This window comes from Rhizobium sp. CCGE 510 (assembly GCF_000292525.1).
In the GTDB taxonomy this organism is placed as follows: Bacteria; Pseudomonadota; Alphaproteobacteria; order Rhizobiales; family Rhizobiaceae; genus Rhizobium.
The window spans coordinates 93,731-109,496 of record NZ_AEYF01000018.1 but is presented as its reverse complement, the minus strand read 5'-3'; the positions used below and the strand labels follow the sequence as shown (position 1 = coordinate 109,496).

Genomic DNA, 15,766 nt, shown 5'->3' with positions numbered 1-15,766 from the left:
CGGCCGACTGAGACAGGAAGAACGAAATGCTTGAAATCAGAAACCTCCATGCCCGCATCGCCGAAGACGGCACCGAGATCATTCGTGGTCTGAACCTGACGGTGAAGGCCGGCGAAGTTGCGGCGATCATGGGGCCGAACGGCTCCGGCAAGTCGACGCTCTCCTATGTGCTGTCCGGCCGCAGCGATTACGAAGTCACCGAGGGTGACATTCTTTATAATGGCGAGAGCATTCTTGAGCTCGATCCGGCAGAACGCGCCGCCAAGGGCATCTTTCTCGCCTTCCAGTATCCTGTGGAAATTCCGGGTGTCGCCACCATGCAGTTCCTGAAGGTGGCGATGAACGAGCAGCGCAAGGCGCGCGGCGAAGACGAGTTGACGACGCCGGATTTCATGCGGCGGGTCAAGGATGCTGCCGGTAAGCTGCAGATCAACACCGAAATGCTGAAGCGGCCGCTGAATGTCGGCTTCTCCGGCGGTGAGAAGAAGCGCGCCGAAATCCTGCAGATGGCGCTGCTGGAGCCGAGGCTCTGCGTGCTCGACGAAACCGATTCTGGCCTCGACATCGACGCGCTGAAGATCGTCGCCGACGGCGTCAACGCGCTGCGTTCGCCGGATCGCGCCGTCGTGGTCATTACCCATTACCAGCGCCTGCTCGACTATATCGTGCCGGATACTGTCCACGTGCTTTACAAGGGCCAGGTGATCAAGTCGGGCGACAAGACGCTGGCGCATGAGCTGGAAGCCAACGGCTATGCCGATATCATCGGCGCGGCGGCCTGAGTTCGGGTGGAAAGGACGACGTCCATGAACATGCAGACGACGAGCCGCCTGACCGTGGCTGAAACGGCGCTGATCGAGGCCTTCAACAACCAGATCGGCGATCTGCCGGGCAATGGCGCGGTGACGGCGCTGCGCGACCGGCTTCTCGACGATCTGAAGAAGGCCGGCTTGCCGACGCGCCGCATCGAAGCCTGGCACTACACCGATCTGAAAAACCTGCTACGCGCCTTGCCGCCGCAGGTTGGCGACGCCGGCTCCGATGCGCTTGAGCCGCTGGCTGGCGGATCGACGGTGCTGGCGGTAATCCAGGGCCATGCCAACCAGAAGGCTGCCGCCGACGGTCTTGGCGTTTCGGCCTATTCAGAACACCTGCTTGACGGCTCGGCCGCTGACGGGCTCGATGCACTTGACAGCGACGACGCGGTCGGCCGCATCAATGGCAGCTTCGTGCGCGACGGCTATGTCGTCGACGTGCCTGCCGATACCGCGCTAGAAGGTCCGCTCGAAATCCAGTTCGTCCATGCCGGCGGACAGGTGCATACACGCCTTCCCGTTGCCTTCGGCGCCGGTGTCAAGGCAACCGTCATCGAGCGTCACCTTACGGTGACCGGCGATGCGGCGCTGGTGTCCCACGTCAGTGACATCACCGTCGGCGAGGGCGCCGAGCTGACCTGGATCATCCTGCAGCAGCAAGGAGCCGAGGATACGCATCTCGGCCAGATCCGCATCGATCTCGGCGCTGACGCCAAGCTTCGCCTGTTCGTCATCAACGCCGGCGGCAAACTGGTGCGCCAGGAGCTGCATATCAAGGTGACGGGCGAGGGCGCCGATCTGACGTTGCGCGGCATCAACCTGCTCGGCGGTGAGAGCCATACCGACGTGACGATGGTGCTCGGCCACGACGTGCCGCACACCGGCTCGACCGAAGTGATCCGCAACGTCGTCTTCGACCGCGCCAAGGGTGTTTTCCAGGGCATGATCCGGGTGGCGCCCGATGCGCAGAAGACCGATGCTAAGATGGCCTGCAACACGCTGCTGATGTCGGACGATGCCGAATTCTCGGTCAAGCCCGAGCTAGAGATCTTCGCCGACGACGTCCAGTGCGGCCATGGGGCGACGGTGACCGATATCGACGCCAATCATCTCTACTATCTGATGGCGCGCGGCATCCCGGAGAACAAGGCACGGGCGATGCTCGTCAACGCTTTCGTCGCCGAGATCGTCGAGGAACTGGAAGACGAGGCCCTGGTCGAGGCGCTGGAAGGCGTGATTTCGGCCTGGCTCGAAAAGCACGCCTGATCGGATATAGCAATGGATAAGATCGTGCCGGCCACGCCCTACGACGTCGACGCCATCCGCCGGGATTTTCCGATCCTGGCGGAGAAGGTGCACGGCAAGCCGCTGGTCTATCTCGACAACGGCGCCTCGGCGCAGAAGCCGCGGGTGGTGATCGACGCCATATCGCATGCCTATAGCCACGAGTATGCCAATGTGCATCGCGGCCTGCACTATCTCTCCAATGCCGCCACGGATGCCTATGAGGCAGCGCGCGAGAAGGTGCGCCGCTTCCTCAATGCCCCTTCGGTCAACGACATCGTCTTGACCAAGAATTCGACGGAGGCGATCAACACTGTCGCCTATGGCTGGGGCATGCCTGAGATCGGCGAGGGCGACGAGATCGTCCTGACGATCATGGAGCACCATTCCAACATCGTGCCCTGGCACTTCATCCGCGAGCGGCAGGGCGCCAAGCTGGTCTGGGTGCCCGTCGATGACGAGGGCGCCTTCCATATCGAGGATTTCGAAAAGAGCCTGACGGAGCGCACCAAGCTGGTCGCCATCACTCATATGTCGAATGCGCTCGGCACGATCGTTCCCGTCAAGGAAGTCTGCCGCATCGCGCATGAACGCGGCATTCCGGTGCTGATCGACGGTTCGCAGGGTGCGGTGCATCTGCCGGTCGACGTGCAGGATATCGATTGCGACTGGTATGTGATGACCGGCCACAAGCTCTATGGCCCCTCCGGCATCGGCGTGCTCTACGGCAAGAAGGAGCGGCTTTCCCAGATGCGCCCGTTCCAGGGCGGCGGCGAGATGATTTTCGACGTTGCCGAGGACGCTGTCACCTATAATGATCCGCCGCATCGCTTCGAGGCCGGCACCCCGCCGATCGTGCAGGCGATCGGGCTCGGTTACGCGCTCGACTATATGGAGAAGGTCGGCCGCGAGGCGATCGCCCGGCATGAAGCCGATCTTGCCGCTTATGCTGTCGAACGGCTGAAATCGGTCAATTCGCTGAGGGTCTTCGGAACGGCGCCCGATAAGGGCAGTATCTTTTCCTTCGAGCTTGCCGGCATCCATGCCCATGACGTCTCGATGGTGATCGACCGGCAGGGCGTTGCGGTGCGGGCCGGTACGCATTGCGCCATGCCGCTCTTGAAACGCTTCGGCGTCACCTCCACATGCCGTGCATCCTTCGGCATGTACAATACCCGCGCCGAGGTCGATGCCTTGGCCGATGCGCTTGAATATGCGCGCAAGTTCTTTGCTTGAGGAGTGTCCGTGATGAGCCTGGACGAAAGCGAACAGAAGATCGACGTGCGCGAAGGCATCGTGCATTCCAGCATACCGGCCGATGAGCTGGCGCGGCTCAGTGATGACGTCATCAGCGCGCTGAAGACCGTCTACGATCCGGAAATTCCAGCCGACATCTTCGAACTCGGTCTGATCTATAAGATCGACATCGAGGACGACCGGATGGTGAAGATCATGATGACGTTGACCGCCCCCGGCTGCCCGGTTGCCGGCGAGATGCCGGGTTGGGTCGAAAATGCCGTCAGCGCCGTCGAAGGTGTGTCGGGTGTCGAAGTGGCGATGACCTTCGATCCGCCGTGGACGCCGGATCGGATGTCCGAAGAGGCGCAGGTCGCAGTCGGCTGGTATTGAGGCGGCTGGTATTGATCCGTTTACTTGCGACGACTACATTTGAATCACGAAGCGCCGGATCTTGACCCCGGTTGTGGAAGGAGAATGGGCCGATGGGCTTTGCAGTGATGAGCATGACGGACGGGGCTGCGGCCCGCGTCAAGGCGATCGTCGAGAACTCCGGGCCGGAGGCCAAGGGTGTGCGCGTCGGCATCAAGAAGGGCGGCTGCGCCGGGATGGAATATACCATCGACCTGGTCACCGAACCGAACGCCAAGGACGATCTGATCGAGCGCGATGGCGTCAAGGTCTGGGTCGAACCCTCCGCCGTGCTCTATCTGCTCGGCACCGAAATGGGTTTCGAGGCGACGACGCTGCGCTCGGGCTTTACCTTCACCAATCCGAACCAGACATCGGCCTGCGGCTGCGGCGAATCCGTCGAGCTGAAGCCGGCCGATCTTGCGGCCCTTGCCGCACAGCGCCAAAACGAACCGGCGCATTCCTGATACCTGCGCCTCAGGCTGGTGGGAAATTCTCCGCCAGCCAAGCCCCGATGAAATCCGGCTCGTCGTCGCCGAGATCATGGCCGGTCGGGTGCAATCTCGTACTGAACCCGGCTTTCCTCTGACAAAAACGACATCCCGAAATTCCCGCATGGCATCGATCCGCGCAATTGGCGCGGATCGGCATAGGTCTGTTTCGATCTTACGGCTCGCACTCAGTCGCGCTTGATGCTCATCAGCATTTCCCACATATCCGCGCCGCTCTCGAAGACCACGGCATTGGCCTTGTAGCTCTGCTCGGCTTCGAGCAGGTCGGTCAGTTCGGTGGCCGGATCGACATCCGACGATGTGGGGCTGACGACGGCTTGGACACCACCCGGCTCGAGGGATGTGAGGCTGGTGTTCAGCCTGGCATAATCCGGCGTGCTGCTGTTTGCGACGTTGTTGGCGATCGCGCCGATCCGGGTCGTCTGCGCCCGCATTCCCGAAAGAGCGGTGCTCGTAATACCCGATATGTTCATCAACGTTTCCCCAGAACTGGATGATCGTCTTTTAACCCGCAAGGACTTAGGGAATGCTGAAGGCATTGCGTTAGCGAAGACCTATAGATCGGGCATCGTGCGGCCATATCTGTTCTGGATTGAAACGGGATGATAGCCACGCGCCGGTGGCCGTAGAGCCGGTGGCATGTGCCGATTGATTTCGGCATGTCCCCACCTATCCCGACGTATGCCATTCCCATACATTACCGGAAGACAGGCTCTGGCCTTCGCGTAGATTTGTGGAGCAGGTGATGACCAAGAAACGGCCGGCAGGCATCGAGACATACACGGCCCCCGCCGGCGGCTGGGGTGCACTCAAAGCCGTTGCCGAAACCCTTGCGCGCCAGCAGGTCATCGCGCAGGGTGCTGCGACGCTGCTGAAAGCCAATCAGCCCGAGGGTTTCGATTGCCCCGGCTGCGCATGGCCCGATCCCAAACATACGAGCTCGTTTGAATTCTGCGAAAATGGTGCCAAGGCGATCACCTGGGAGTCGACGGCAAAACGCGCCGGACCCGACTTTTTCGCAACGCACGGCGTTGCCGAACTCTGGCAATGGAACGATCACCAGTTGGAAGACCAGGGCCGCCTGACGCACCCGCTGATCTATGACCATGTCAGCGACCACTACCTCCCGATCGGCTGGGACGAGGCCTTTGCGCTGATCGGCGACGAGCTGCGCAAACTGCCCGACCCTGACATGGCCGAATTCTACACGTCGGGACGTGCCTCCAACGAGGCGGCATTTCTGTTCCAGCTTTTTGTCAGGGCCTACGGCACCAACAATTTTCCGGACTGCTCGAACATGTGCCATGAGGCGACCAGCGTCGGCCTGCCCGACTCCATCGGGGTCGGCAAGGGCACGGTGACGCTCGAGGATTTCGATCATGCCGATGCGATCTTCAGCTTCGGTCACAATCCGGGCACCAACCATCCCCGGATGATGACCACCCTGCACGATGCCGCCAGGCGCGGCGTTCCGATCGTGGTCTTCAATCCCTTGAAGGAACGGGCGCTCGAAAAATTCGCCGCACCGCAGAATCCGATAGAAATGGCGACGATGTCGTCGACGCCGATCGCATCGGCCTATCACCAGGTCCGCACCGGCGGAGATCTTGCGGCCCTCAAGGGGATGATGAAGCGGATCTTCGAACGAGACGACGCCGATATCGCGGCAGGCGGCAAGGGCTTTCTCGACCGCGAGTTCATCGAAGCGCACACGATCGGGCTGGAGGCTCTCAAGGCCGATGTCGCGCAGACGGAGTGGGCGTCGATCCTCAGGAAATCGGGACTGACGTTCGAAGCGCTGGATAGTGCTGTCGATGTCTATCTCAATGCCCGCAACGTCATCCTTTGCTACGGCATGGGTATCACCCAGCACAGCCATGGCACCGCCAACGTCCAGCAGCTTGCCAATTTCCTGATGCTGCGGGGGAATATCGGCCGCCAGGGCGCCGGCATCTGCCCGCTGCGGGGACATTCGAACGTTCAGGGCGATCGCACGGTCGGCATCACCGAGATCCCCAACAAGGCGCTTCTCGACGGCATGGAAAAGGCCTTCGGTTTTCGCCCGCCGGAGGAGAAGGGCCACAACGCCGTCGAAGCCATCGAGGCGATTATCGAGGGCCGGTCGAAGGCGCTGGTCTGCCTTGGCGGCAATCTGGCCGTTGCGATATCCGATCCGGACGCGACGTTTACCGGCATGCGCAAGCTCGACCTCGCCGTCCACATCGCGACGAAACTCAATCGCTCGCACCTCTTGATCGCCCGGGCTTCGATCATCCTTCCCGTTCTCGGCCGCACCGACCAGGACATCCAGAAGACCGGACCGCAATCGGTGACCGTCGAGGATTCCATGTCGATGGTGCATGCCTCGCGCGGTTTCCTGAAACCTCCGGGCGTGCAGCTTCGATCGGAGCCAGCGATCATCGCCGGCATCGCCAAGGCAACGCTCGGCAGCAAATACGATATCGATTGGGACGGGATGGTCGGAAATTACAGCCGTATTCGGGAAAAGATCGAGGTGGTCTTTCCCGATTTTCATGACTTCAACACCAGGGTCAGGAAACCCGGTGGCTTCCGGCTGACGGTTGCCGCCGCTGACCGGCAATGGCACACGCCTTCAGGCAAGGCGCAGTTCCTCATTGCGCCGGGACTGGAGGAAGATCCACGGCTTGTCGACGCGGACACGCTGGTTCTGACGACGCTGCGCAGTCACGACCAGTACAATACGACGATCTACAGTCTGGACGACCGCTATCGGGGCGTCTTCGGCCGCCGTGACATCCTCTTCATGAACAGCAACGATCTCTCCGCTCGCGGCTTGGCCGATGGCGACAGGGTCGATATCGAATCGGTTGGCGAAACAGGCAGCAAGTCGGTTAAAGGCTTCACCGCGGTGGCCTACGACATCCCGCTCGGCTCCGTGGCTGGATATTATCCCGAGATGAACAGGGTCATCGCGCTTGCCGATTACGACCGAAAATCGGGAACCCCTGCCTATAAGGGTGTGCCTGTGAAGGTGCAGAAGTCGGCGTAAGCGGAGCGGGCGCTTGCCTGCCTCAAGCTAAAGTGCGTCGCAAGTAACTTGATTCATTATCGCGACGCCACCCAGTCGTGCCAATCGCTTTCGTTGCCGTTGAAGACGTTGAGGTCGATCTTGCCTTCGACGCCTTCTGAGAGGCCTGAACCGGAATATTGCCAGAAGAGCCACTTGCGGCCGGGGTAGACCTTGGAGGGGTGAGCGGCTACCGAGCGCAGCCAGAACGGATAGTTGAGCATTTCACCCTTCAAATTGTCGCGGTAGAAATCCGGCGCCGTGTAGATGATCGGGCGCTGGCCGTAATAACGCTCCAGCTTGTCCATGAAGACCTGCATCTTTTCCCGGACGCGGGCAGGGGAAATGCGCCTTTTGCAGCTCGATTCTCCGTTCCATTCGACGTCGATAACGGGCGGAAGCGCGTTTGCTTCCCTCGGCACGTTGCGGATGAACCAGTCGGCCTGTTCGCCGGCCGTCCGGCACCAGTAGAAGAAGTGATAAGCGCCGTGTTTCAGACCGGCTTCCTTGGCCCGGCGCCAGTTTTTCTTGAACATCGGATCGAGGTGATCGCCACCGTCCGTCGCCTTGATGTAGACGAAGTTGGCACCTTGCCCGCGCAACGTCTCCCAATCGATCTCGCCCTGCCAGCGCGACACGTCGACGCCATGCACGGCAAGCTTTCTCGGCGAAGTCGAGCCGAAGTTGATCGGTTTGGCATCGCGGAAGCGGTGGCCGTAGATCTGTCCGCGTGACGGCGATCTCCTGCCGACATCGGGATCGATTCCCGGGTTCGTCGGCATGAGCATCGCGACCGGCCTGTCCTGGGGCACGAGCGCCTGGGGTTCCGGAACCGGTCCGGTCCAGCTCAACGCCTCTTGCGGCGCGCTCGTCTGCGCCGTGTCGCCGACGGCGGCAGCCGGTATCGGGCCGTTCGGCCTGGTGATCGCATTGGTGGTTTCCGGCGACGGCACGTTGCCCAGCACATCTTCGGCGCCGGAACTGGCGGCGCATCCCGACAGGATCAGGGCGGCAAGGAGGATTGCTGGCAAAGCCGATGGACGCATGAGAACCTGCACGCAAAACAAAAGGTCGACGGCTATATTCCTGTTGAAGGGAAGCCGCCTATTTTCAATTGCTAACAGAGACTTGCTAAGAAAGGTTAAATTTGAACCTATTGCCTCGAAAGCGGCAACCCTTCCAATCGGCGAGGTCTGCCCCTCATCCGGCTGCCGCCACCTTCTCCCCGCTCGCGGGGCGAAGGGACCAAGCCGCGACCTCTTCGTCCCTCACTAACGTCTCGCAAGGCACGTCCCCTCTCCCCGTAAAACGGGGAGAGGGCTAGGGTGAGGGGCTGCGCCTGGTGCGAACCGGACAGCCGTGACACCGCTGCTACTCCGCCGCCTCGGCATAACTTTCGACCGGCGGGCAGGTGCAGATCAGGTTGCGGTCGCCATAGACATTGTCGACGCGGTTGACCGGCGACCAGTATTTGTCGACACGGAAGGCGCCGGGCGGGAAGCAGGCCTGTTCGCGCGAATAGGGGCGATCCCATTCGCCGACGAGGTCTTCCACCGTGTGCGGAGCGTTCTTTAGCGGGTTGTTGACCTTGTCCATTCGGCCATCTTCGATGGCGCGGGCTTCCTCGCGGATCGCCAGCATCGCCTCGCAGAAACGGTCGAGTTCGGCTTTGGTCTCGCTTTCCGTCGGCTCGATCATCAGCGTGCCGGCAACCGGCCAGCTCATCGTCGGGGCATGGAAGCCGCAGTCGATCAGCCGCTTGGCGACGTCGTCGACGGTGACACCTGAGCTATCGACCAGCGGGCGGGTGTCGATGATGCATTCATGCGCGACGCGGCCGGCGGCCGACTTGTAGAGCACGTCATAGGCGCCCTTCAGCCTTGCGGCGATGTAGTTGGCGTTGAGGATCGCCACCTTGGTTGCCTGCGTCAGCCCTTCGCCGCCCATCATCAGACAGTAGCTCCAGGAGATCGGCAGGATCGAGGCCGAGCCGAAGGCTGCGGCCGAGACCGCGCCGGACCGTCCGTCGGTTTCCGGGTGGCCGGGCAGATAGGGCGCCAGATGCGCCTTGACGCCGATCGGGCCCATGCCGGGGCCGCCGCCGCCATGCGGGATGCAGAAGGTCTTGTGCAGGTTGAGGTGCGACACGTCCGAGCCGATGTCACCGGGACGGGACAGGCCGACCATGGCGTTCATGTTGGCGCCGTCGAGATAGACCTGGCCGCCATTGGTATGCACGAGGTCGCAGATTTCCTTGACGGTCTCCTCGAAGACGCCGTGCGTCGAAGGGTAGGTGATCATGCAGCAGGAGAGGTTTGGTGCATGTTCCTCAGCCTTGGCGCGGAAATCGTCGAGATCGATGTCGCCATTCTCACGCACCTTGACGACCACCACCTTCATGCCGACCATCTGGGCTGAGGCCGGGTTGGTGCCATGCGCCGAGGTCGGGATCAGGCAGACGTCGCGATGGCCCTCGCCGTTGGCGATATGAAAATTGCGGATCGTCAGCAGGCCGGCATATTCGCCTTGCGCACCGGAATTCGGCTGCATCGAGAAGGCGTCGTAGCCGGTGACGGCGCAGAGCTTTTCGATCAGGTCGTCGATCATCTCGCGGTAGCCGAGCGCCTGGTCTGATGGCACGAAGGGATGGATATCGGAAAATTCCGGCCAGGTGATCGGCAGCATTTCCGCCGTCGCATTGAGCTTCATCGTGCAGGAGCCGAGCGGGATCATCGAGCGGTCGAGCGCCAGATCCCGGTCAGAGAGCCGGCGGATGTAACGCGTCATCTCGCTTTCGGCGCGGTTCATGTGGAAGATTTGATGGGTGAGGTAATCGCTGGTTCTGAGCAGGCCTCTCGGCAGCCGGTAGGAAGGCTCGAAATCGGCGATGGTGAAGTTGCCGCCAAAAGCGCGCCAGACAGCTTCGAGCGTTGCAGGCCGCGTGCGCTCGTCGAGGCTCATGCCGATCTTGGTTTCGCCGACCTTGCGCAGATTGACGCCTTCGGCGACGGCGGCGCGCAGGATGAGCGCTTGCATGTGGCCGACATCCACAGTGATGGTGTCGAAGAAGCTTTCCGGCTCGACTTTATAGCCGAGCTTTTCCAGGCCCTTGGCCATCAGCACGGCCTTCTGGTGCACCTGCTGGGCGATCGCCTTGATACCCTCGGGACCATGGAAGACTGTATACATCGAGGCCATGACGGCCAGCAGCACCTGGGCGGTGCAGATGTTCGACGTCGCCTTCTCGCGGCGGATATGCTGCTCGCGGGTCTGGAGCGACAGACGATAGGCGCGGTTGCCGCGGGCATCGACGGAAACGCCGACGAGACGGCCGGGCATGGAGCGCTTGATGGCATCCTTGACCGACATGTAGGCCGCATGCGGACCGCCATAGCCGACCGGAACGCCGAAGCGCTGAGAGGAGCCAACGGCGATATCGGCGCCCATTTCGCCTGGTGATTTCAAGAGCGTCAGCGCGAGGATGTCGGCGGCGACGATCGATATGGCGCCGGCCTGGTGCAGGCGGGCGATCAGGCCGGTGAAATCATGGACGTGACCGTGCGTGCCAGGATATTGGAAGATTGCGCCGAAGACGTCGACAGGATCGAGATCGGTGAAGGGATTGCCGACGATGACCTGCCAGCCGAGCGGCTCGGCGCGGGTGCGGATCAGGGCGATGGTCTGCGGATGGCAGTCGGCATCGACGAAGAAGGTTTTCGCCTTCGACTTTGAGACGCGTTCGGCCATCGCCATGCCTTCGGCGGCGGCGGTCGCCTCGTCGAGCAGCGAGGCATTGGCGACGTCGAGGCCGGTGAGGTCGCAGACCATCGTCTGATAGTTCAGCAGCGCTTCCAGGCGGCCCTGGCTGATCTCCGGCTGGTAGGGCGTATAGGCCGTATACCAGGCGGGATTCTCCAGGATGTTGCGCTGGATGACCGGCGGCGTGATCGTGCCGTAATAACCCTGGCCGATCAGCGACACCAGCACCTTGTTCTTGTTGGCGGTCTCGCGCAGCTTGTCGAGCGCCTCGCGCTCGGTCATCGGCGCGCCCCAGACGAGCGGCGCCTTCTGGCGGATCGAGGGCGGCAACGTCGCGTCGATCAAGCCGTCGAGGCTGCTATAGCCGATCACCTTCAGCATGTCGGTCATCTCGGTCGGCGAGGGGCCGATGTGACGGCGATTGGCAAAATCGTAGGGCTGATAATCGGTGAACTGGAATTCGGTCGGCGTCGTCATTACGCGGTGAGCTCCTTATAGGCGGCCTCGTCGAGCAGACCGTCGGCATCCGCGACATTTGCAAGCTTCAGCTTGAAGAACCAGCCGGCGCCCTGAGGGTCGGAATTGACCAGCGACGGATCGGCAACGATGGCCGGATTGACCTCGGTGATCTCGCCGTCGAGCGGACAATAGACGTCGGAGGCAGCCTTGACGGATTCAACGGTCGCGGCATTGCCGTTCTTGGAGAAGGTGGCGCCGACTTCCGGCAGTTCGACGAAAACCAGGTCGCCGAGCTGATCGACGGCATAATTGGTGATGCCAACAGTCGCAACGCCGCCTTCGATCTGCAGCCATTCGTGTTCTTCGGTAAACTTCAGCATTGTTCGTCCTCTCTGGAATAGGTTTAGCGTTTGTAGGTCGGTGTGACGAAGGGCAGGGTACTGACGGTGATCGGCAGATATTTGCCGCGCACCTCGGCGTAGACGAGCGTGCCGGCCGTTGCGTGGGAGACCGGCACGTAGCCCATAGCGACGGGGCCTTCGACGCTGGGGCCGAAGCCGCCCGAGGTGACTTCGCCGATTTCGGCCTTGCCCTCGGCATCGGCATAGAGCTTGGCGTGGCCGCGTACAGGCGCCTTGCCTTCCGGCTTCAGGCCGACGCGGCGGCGGGCGGCGCCGTTTTCGAGTTCGGAAAGGATGCGGCCGGAGCCCGGGAAACCGCCGGCGCGTGCGCCGCCCGCGCGCCGCGCCTTCTGCATCGCCCATTCCAGCGCCGCCTCGACCGGCGAGGTGGTCGTGTCGATATCGTTGCCATAAAGGCACAGACCGGCTTCGAGGCGCAGGGAGTCACGGGCGCCGAGGCCGATCGCCTGGACATCGGGATGCTCGAGCAGCCGCATGGTGACATCCTCGGCCTTATCAACCGGGATCGAGATTTCGAAACCGTCCTCGCCGCTATAGCCGGAGCGCGAGACAAGACAGGAAACGTCGTGCAGCCGGCAGTGGCGCACGTCCATGAATTTCATCGCCGCAACATCGGCCCAGAGTTCGGCGAGAACCTCGACCGCGCGGGGGCCCTGCAGCGCGATCAAGGCGCGGTTCAGAAGGGTGATGTCGCATCGGTCGCCGATATGGGCCTGCAGATGGGCGAGATCGGCCTCCTTGCAGGAAGCGTTGACGACGACGAAAAGGTGATCGTCGAGATGAGCGATCATCAGGTCGTCGAGGATGCAGCCGCTGTCGTCGGTGAAGAAGCCATAACGCTGGCGGCCTTCGGCAAGGCCGAGGATGTCGACCGGCACCAGGCTTTCGAGCGCCAGCGCGGCGTCCTCGTACCTGCCGGATTTCGCCTTCACGATGACTTGGCCCATGTGGGAGACATCGAAGAGGCCGGCCTCGGTGCGGGTATGAAGATGCTCCTTCATGACGCCGGCGGGATATTGCACCGGCATGTCGTAACCCGCGAACGGCACCATGCGGGCGCCGCGCGAGAGATGCAGGGCATGCAGCGGGGTTTTCTTCAGGGCAGCAGTATCGTCCAAAAGACGCCTCCGGGGTTTGCGCCTTCTCGCGAAGGCGCGGGCTCAAATCTGAAGGCGCGGCTGCGCACTTCTCTCCTGAGCCCCCTCTGTCCCTTTGCCTGAGATTGTTATCCCTTCGGCGAGCGTTTCGAGAACGCTTCTCTCCAGAGTTCCGTCTGCCCCTTGCTGGTCCTTTTGCCTGAGAGTTTCCGGGGCGGTTGCTCCTTCGGCACCGGTGGCGAAGCACCGGATTCTCCCAACAAGGTTGGCGCAATTATCCGGCGGCTGCGGCTCTTGGCAAGCGGCAAATGTCGTCACCGAGCAAATTTTTGTCGTCTTATTCCAACAAGGCCTTAAACTGCGGCAAATCTGCTTTTGCATTCCGTGGGGAAACCGGCTATCGCGGCTTGCTGTTGAAGGGGATCTCATGCGGCTGACCGGACTGAAAGCGACGCTGTTTTTGCGCATGCTTTGCGCATTGAGCCTCGTTTTGCTCGGTCTTGCCCATCAGCCGCCGCAGGCCGTCGCCTCCGAAGGCTACCATGCGGCGGCCTATATGCTGCCCGACGGCACCTTCGCTTCGCTCTGCGTCACGGTGAAGGACGCCGATGGCAAGACCGGCGCGTTCAAGCCGAATTGCGAAGCTTGCCGGCTGTCGGCCTCGGTCATCCTGCCGGCACCGGATTCCGGCTCCTGGCTCGAACGCAAGCTCGCTGCACTCGTCAATTCGCCGATCGGGTCCGCCGCCGTTAGCGGCGCACGCGCCGTCAGCCGGCCGAATTCCCGCGCGCCTCCCATCCTCGCCTGATCTGCCTTCGCACTTATGATGCAGCATGCCGGTCCGCCAGAGAGAAGTTCGCGGCCGGCGAGGAGATATCCGATGAAGATTAGCAAGACATTTGGCAAGACATTCGGGCTTGCCGTCCTTCTTTCAGCGACCGCCTTTGCCGGCGCAGAGGCGCATGTGACCTTCCTCGACAGGGAAGCGACTGAAAACAGCACCATTCTCGCGACACTGCAGCTGCCGCATGGCTGCGACGGCAAGGCGACCACGGAAGTGCGGGTCAAGCTTCCTGAGGGTTTCGTCTTCGCCAAGCCGCAGCCGAAGGCCGGCTGGGAGCTCGAGGTGATCAAGGGCGATTACCAGAAGACCTACGACAATCACGGCGACAAGGTGAAGACAGGCGCGGTCGAGATCCGTTGGAAGAACGGCAATCTCTCCGACGATTTCTACGACACCTTCGTCATCCAGGGTAAGGTATCGGGCGTCGAGGCCGGTACCTCGCTCGCCTTTCCGGTGACGCAGATGTGCGGCGACACGGTCGAGGCCTGGGATCAGGTGGCGAAAGAAGGCAGCGACGCGCATGGGATGAAAAGCCCGGCGCCGCTTCTGAAGGTCGTTGCCGGCGAAGACCATGGTCACGATCATGACGACATGGCCGGCATGGACATGTCCGGCATGACCGGTATGGGTGCTGCCGCACCAGCCGGTGAAACGGTCAAGGCCGGCGATCTCGAAGTCTCCGGCGGGTTCGCCAAGGCGATGCTGCCCGGCCAGCCGGTCGGCGGCGGCTTTTTCACGGTGACAAACAACGGCCAGACGGACGACCGGCTGCTATCCGTGACATCGCCTGCCGCAGGCGAGGTTCAGATTCACGAAATGGTGACGAAGGACAACGTCATGCGGATGCGCCAGCTGAAGGACGGCATTGCCATCGCCGCCGGCCAGACGGTCAAGCTTGAGCCCGGCAATCTGCATCTGATGTTCCAGAAGGTGAAGACGCCGTTCAAGCAGGGCGATAGCGTGCCGGTGACGCTGACCTTCGAAAAGGCCGGCAAAGTCGAGCTGGTGCTGCAGGTGCTGTCGGCGCAGGGCAAGTAAGCGCGATCCGATTGAAACAGCAAAGCCCGCGACTGTGATCGCAGTCGCGGGCTTTCATTCATAAGGCGGTTGCCTCAGACCTCTTCGTAGGATTGCAGTGCCTGCTTGAGGCCGGCCTGCGGCTGGCGGTGGCCTTTGGCCATCAGGTCGAGCGCCACCTCCGTCGACTGGATGATGCTGGAGGGCTCCTCGGTCTGATCGGGGCTATCGGCCTTCAATTGCCGGTCGGCAATGCGGCGTGCATCGCGGGCGGCGGTGCTGGTCGCGACGCGCTGGGGAATCCTCAGCGATTCGAAGGCAATGGCAGCGGTGTTGGCCGATACGGTCAGGAGCTGGGTCATGCCGTCACCGTATCGGCATGATATTGGCGCCATCATAAGAAAATCATCGGCATTTTACCGGATGGTAAGAATTCATTCCGTCACGATTGGAATCTCCACTGAGTTGCGATAAATCCGGCCGATGATCCAGGCTCTTCTCGTCGCCGTCGGCGGCGCTATCGGTTCCCTTCTCAGATATTATGTCGGCCAATGGACCCTGAGGCTCATGGGCCCGGCCTTTCCCTGGGGCACGCTTGCGGTCAATATAGTCGGCTGCTTCGTCATCGGGGTCTTTTCCGAGCTGATCGCGCGGAGGTTCAACGCCTCGGTGGAACTGCGGCTCTTGCTGATCACCGGCTTCCTCGGCGGCTTCACCACGTTCTCGGCTTTCTCGCTGGATGCGATCTCGCTGTTCGAGCGCGGTGAGGCGGTGGCGGGCGGTATCTATATCGTTGCGAGCGTCGGGCTTTCGATGGCGGCCGTCATGTCAGGCCTTGCCGTCATGCGCGCTTTGGCCTGA

15 protein-coding genes and 2 riboswitches are annotated in these 15,766 nt (G+C 61.9%); of the genes, 9 read left to right on the top strand and 6 right to left on the bottom strand.

What is annotated here, in order from left to right:
- Positions 1–26 precede the first annotated feature (26 nt).
- The 5 genes from sufC (at position 27) to sufA (ending at position 4,213) form a co-directional block, all read left to right on the top strand.
- Positions 27–782, top strand: a complete 756-nt coding sequence (gene sufC, locus RCCGE510_RS09065) for a Fe-S cluster assembly ATPase SufC (protein WP_007629226.1) — start codon at positions 27–29, stop codon at positions 780–782.
- A 24-nt stretch (positions 783–806) separates the two neighbouring features.
- Entirely contained in the window at positions 807–2,081 is a 1,275-nt protein-coding gene (sufD, locus tag RCCGE510_RS09060; protein WP_007629225.1) for a Fe-S cluster assembly protein SufD, read from the top strand.
- Positions 2,082–2,093: 12 nt separating this feature from the next.
- Complete coding sequence (locus RCCGE510_RS09055) at positions 2,094–3,335, top strand: cysteine desulfurase (protein WP_007629224.1); 1,242 nt, start codon at positions 2,094–2,096, stop codon at positions 3,333–3,335.
- Positions 3,336–3,347: 12 nt separating this feature from the next.
- Positions 3,348–3,728 (top strand): SUF system Fe-S cluster assembly protein, encoded by a 381-nt coding sequence (locus tag RCCGE510_RS09050; protein ID WP_007629223.1) that lies wholly within the window; start codon positions 3,348–3,350, stop codon positions 3,726–3,728.
- Positions 3,729–3,820: 92 nt separating this feature from the next.
- Entirely contained in the window at positions 3,821–4,213 is a 393-nt protein-coding gene (gene sufA / locus RCCGE510_RS09045) for a Fe-S cluster assembly scaffold SufA (RefSeq protein WP_007629222.1), read from the top strand.
- A 212-nt stretch (positions 4,214–4,425) separates the two neighbouring features.
- Here sufA and RCCGE510_RS09040 read toward each other — a convergent pair whose 3' ends face one another.
- Positions 4,426–4,731, bottom strand: coding sequence for a flagellar basal body rod C-terminal domain-containing protein (locus RCCGE510_RS09040; protein ID WP_007629221.1), 306 nt, complete (start codon positions 4,729–4,731; stop codon positions 4,426–4,428).
- Positions 4,732–5,003: 272 nt separating this feature from the next.
- Here RCCGE510_RS09040 and RCCGE510_RS09035 point away from each other — a divergent pair, with 272 nt between their 5' ends.
- Positions 5,004–7,289: an FdhF/YdeP family oxidoreductase gene (locus RCCGE510_RS09035; RefSeq protein ID WP_007629220.1), complete on the top strand. Its 2,286-nt coding sequence runs from the start codon at positions 5,004–5,006 to the stop codon at positions 7,287–7,289.
- A gap of 56 nt (positions 7,290–7,345) precedes the next feature.
- Here the strand turns inward: RCCGE510_RS09035 and RCCGE510_RS09030 are convergent, their stop codons facing one another.
- From RCCGE510_RS09030 to gcvT, 4 genes are all read right to left on the bottom strand, one after another.
- A complete protein-coding gene (locus tag RCCGE510_RS09030) occupies positions 7,346–8,353 on the bottom strand; it encodes a GH25 family lysozyme (protein WP_007629218.1) in 1,008 nt (335 codons plus the stop codon).
- A gap of 325 nt (positions 8,354–8,678) precedes the next feature.
- Positions 8,679–11,543, bottom strand: coding sequence for an aminomethyl-transferring glycine dehydrogenase (gcvP, locus tag RCCGE510_RS09025; RefSeq protein WP_007629211.1), 2,865 nt, complete (start codon positions 11,541–11,543; stop codon positions 8,679–8,681).
- Positions 11,543–11,905, bottom strand: coding sequence for a glycine cleavage system protein GcvH (gcvH, locus tag RCCGE510_RS09020; RefSeq protein WP_007629210.1), 363 nt, complete (start codon positions 11,903–11,905; stop codon positions 11,543–11,545). The genes gcvP and gcvH overlap by 1 nt, the downstream gene beginning before the upstream one ends.
- A gap of 23 nt (positions 11,906–11,928) precedes the next feature.
- Positions 11,929–13,065 carry a glycine cleavage system aminomethyltransferase GcvT gene (gene gcvT / locus RCCGE510_RS09015; RefSeq protein ID WP_007629209.1) on the bottom strand — a complete coding sequence of 379 codons (1,137 nt, stop codon included), beginning with the start codon at positions 13,063–13,065 and terminating at the stop codon, positions 11,929–11,931.
- A 76-nt stretch (positions 13,066–13,141) separates the two neighbouring features.
- Positions 13,142–13,222: riboswitch (glycine riboswitch) on the bottom strand.
- A gap of 3 nt (positions 13,223–13,225) precedes the next feature.
- A riboswitch (glycine riboswitch) is annotated at positions 13,226–13,313 on the bottom strand.
- Between the two features lie 158 nt (positions 13,314–13,471).
- Here gcvT and RCCGE510_RS09010 point away from each other — a divergent pair.
- A complete protein-coding gene (locus RCCGE510_RS09010) occupies positions 13,472–13,852 on the top strand; it encodes a hypothetical protein (RefSeq protein ID WP_007629208.1) in 381 nt (126 codons plus the stop codon).
- 72 nt (positions 13,853–13,924) lie between these two features.
- A complete protein-coding gene (locus RCCGE510_RS09005) occupies positions 13,925–14,926 on the top strand; it encodes a copper chaperone PCu(A)C (RefSeq protein WP_007629207.1) in 1,002 nt (333 codons plus the stop codon).
- A 74-nt stretch (positions 14,927–15,000) separates the two neighbouring features.
- Here the strand turns inward: RCCGE510_RS09005 and RCCGE510_RS09000 are convergent, their stop codons facing one another.
- Positions 15,001–15,267 (bottom strand): hypothetical protein, encoded by a 267-nt coding sequence (locus RCCGE510_RS09000; RefSeq protein WP_007629206.1) that lies wholly within the window; start codon positions 15,265–15,267, stop codon positions 15,001–15,003.
- A 121-nt stretch (positions 15,268–15,388) separates the two neighbouring features.
- Between RCCGE510_RS09000 and crcB the strand changes: the two genes are divergently transcribed.
- Positions 15,389–15,766, top strand: coding sequence for a fluoride efflux transporter CrcB (gene crcB, locus RCCGE510_RS08995; protein WP_007629205.1), 378 nt, complete (start codon positions 15,389–15,391; stop codon positions 15,764–15,766).

Excerpts from the sequence above, each read along its gene's own strand:
- RCCGE510_RS09055 (WP_007629224.1), top strand. The coding sequence starts at position 2,094 with ATGGATAAGATCGTGCCGGCCACGCCCTACGACGTCGACGCCATCCGC.
- RCCGE510_RS09010 (WP_007629208.1), top strand. The coding sequence starts at position 13,472 with ATGCGGCTGACCGGACTGAAAGCGACGCTGTTTTTGCGCATGCTTTGC.
- sufA (WP_007629222.1), top strand. The coding sequence starts at position 3,821 with ATGGGCTTTGCAGTGATGAGCATGACGGACGGGGCTGCGGCCCGCGTC.
- sufC (WP_007629226.1), top strand. The coding sequence starts at position 27 with ATGCTTGAAATCAGAAACCTCCATGCCCGCATCGCCGAAGACGGCACC.
- sufD (WP_007629225.1), top strand. The coding sequence starts at position 807 with ATGAACATGCAGACGACGAGCCGCCTGACCGTGGCTGAAACGGCGCTG.
- RCCGE510_RS09050 (WP_007629223.1), top strand. The coding sequence starts at position 3,348 with ATGAGCCTGGACGAAAGCGAACAGAAGATCGACGTGCGCGAAGGCATC.
- RCCGE510_RS09005 (WP_007629207.1), top strand. The coding sequence starts at position 13,925 with ATGAAGATTAGCAAGACATTTGGCAAGACATTCGGGCTTGCCGTCCTT.
- RCCGE510_RS09040 (WP_007629221.1), bottom strand. The coding sequence starts at position 4,731 with ATGAACATATCGGGTATTACGAGCACCGCTCTTTCGGGAATGCGGGCG.
- gcvP (WP_007629211.1), bottom strand. The coding sequence starts at position 11,543 with ATGACGACGCCGACCGAATTCCAGTTCACCGATTATCAGCCCTACGAT.
- RCCGE510_RS09030 (WP_007629218.1), bottom strand. The coding sequence starts at position 8,353 with ATGCGTCCATCGGCTTTGCCAGCAATCCTCCTTGCCGCCCTGATCCTG.
- RCCGE510_RS09000 (WP_007629206.1), bottom strand. The coding sequence starts at position 15,267 with ATGACCCAGCTCCTGACCGTATCGGCCAACACCGCTGCCATTGCCTTC.
- gcvH (WP_007629210.1), bottom strand. The coding sequence starts at position 11,905 with ATGCTGAAGTTTACCGAAGAACACGAATGGCTGCAGATCGAAGGCGGC.
- crcB (WP_007629205.1), top strand. The coding sequence starts at position 15,389 with ATGATCCAGGCTCTTCTCGTCGCCGTCGGCGGCGCTATCGGTTCCCTT.
- RCCGE510_RS09035 (WP_007629220.1), top strand. The coding sequence starts at position 5,004 with ATGACCAAGAAACGGCCGGCAGGCATCGAGACATACACGGCCCCCGCC.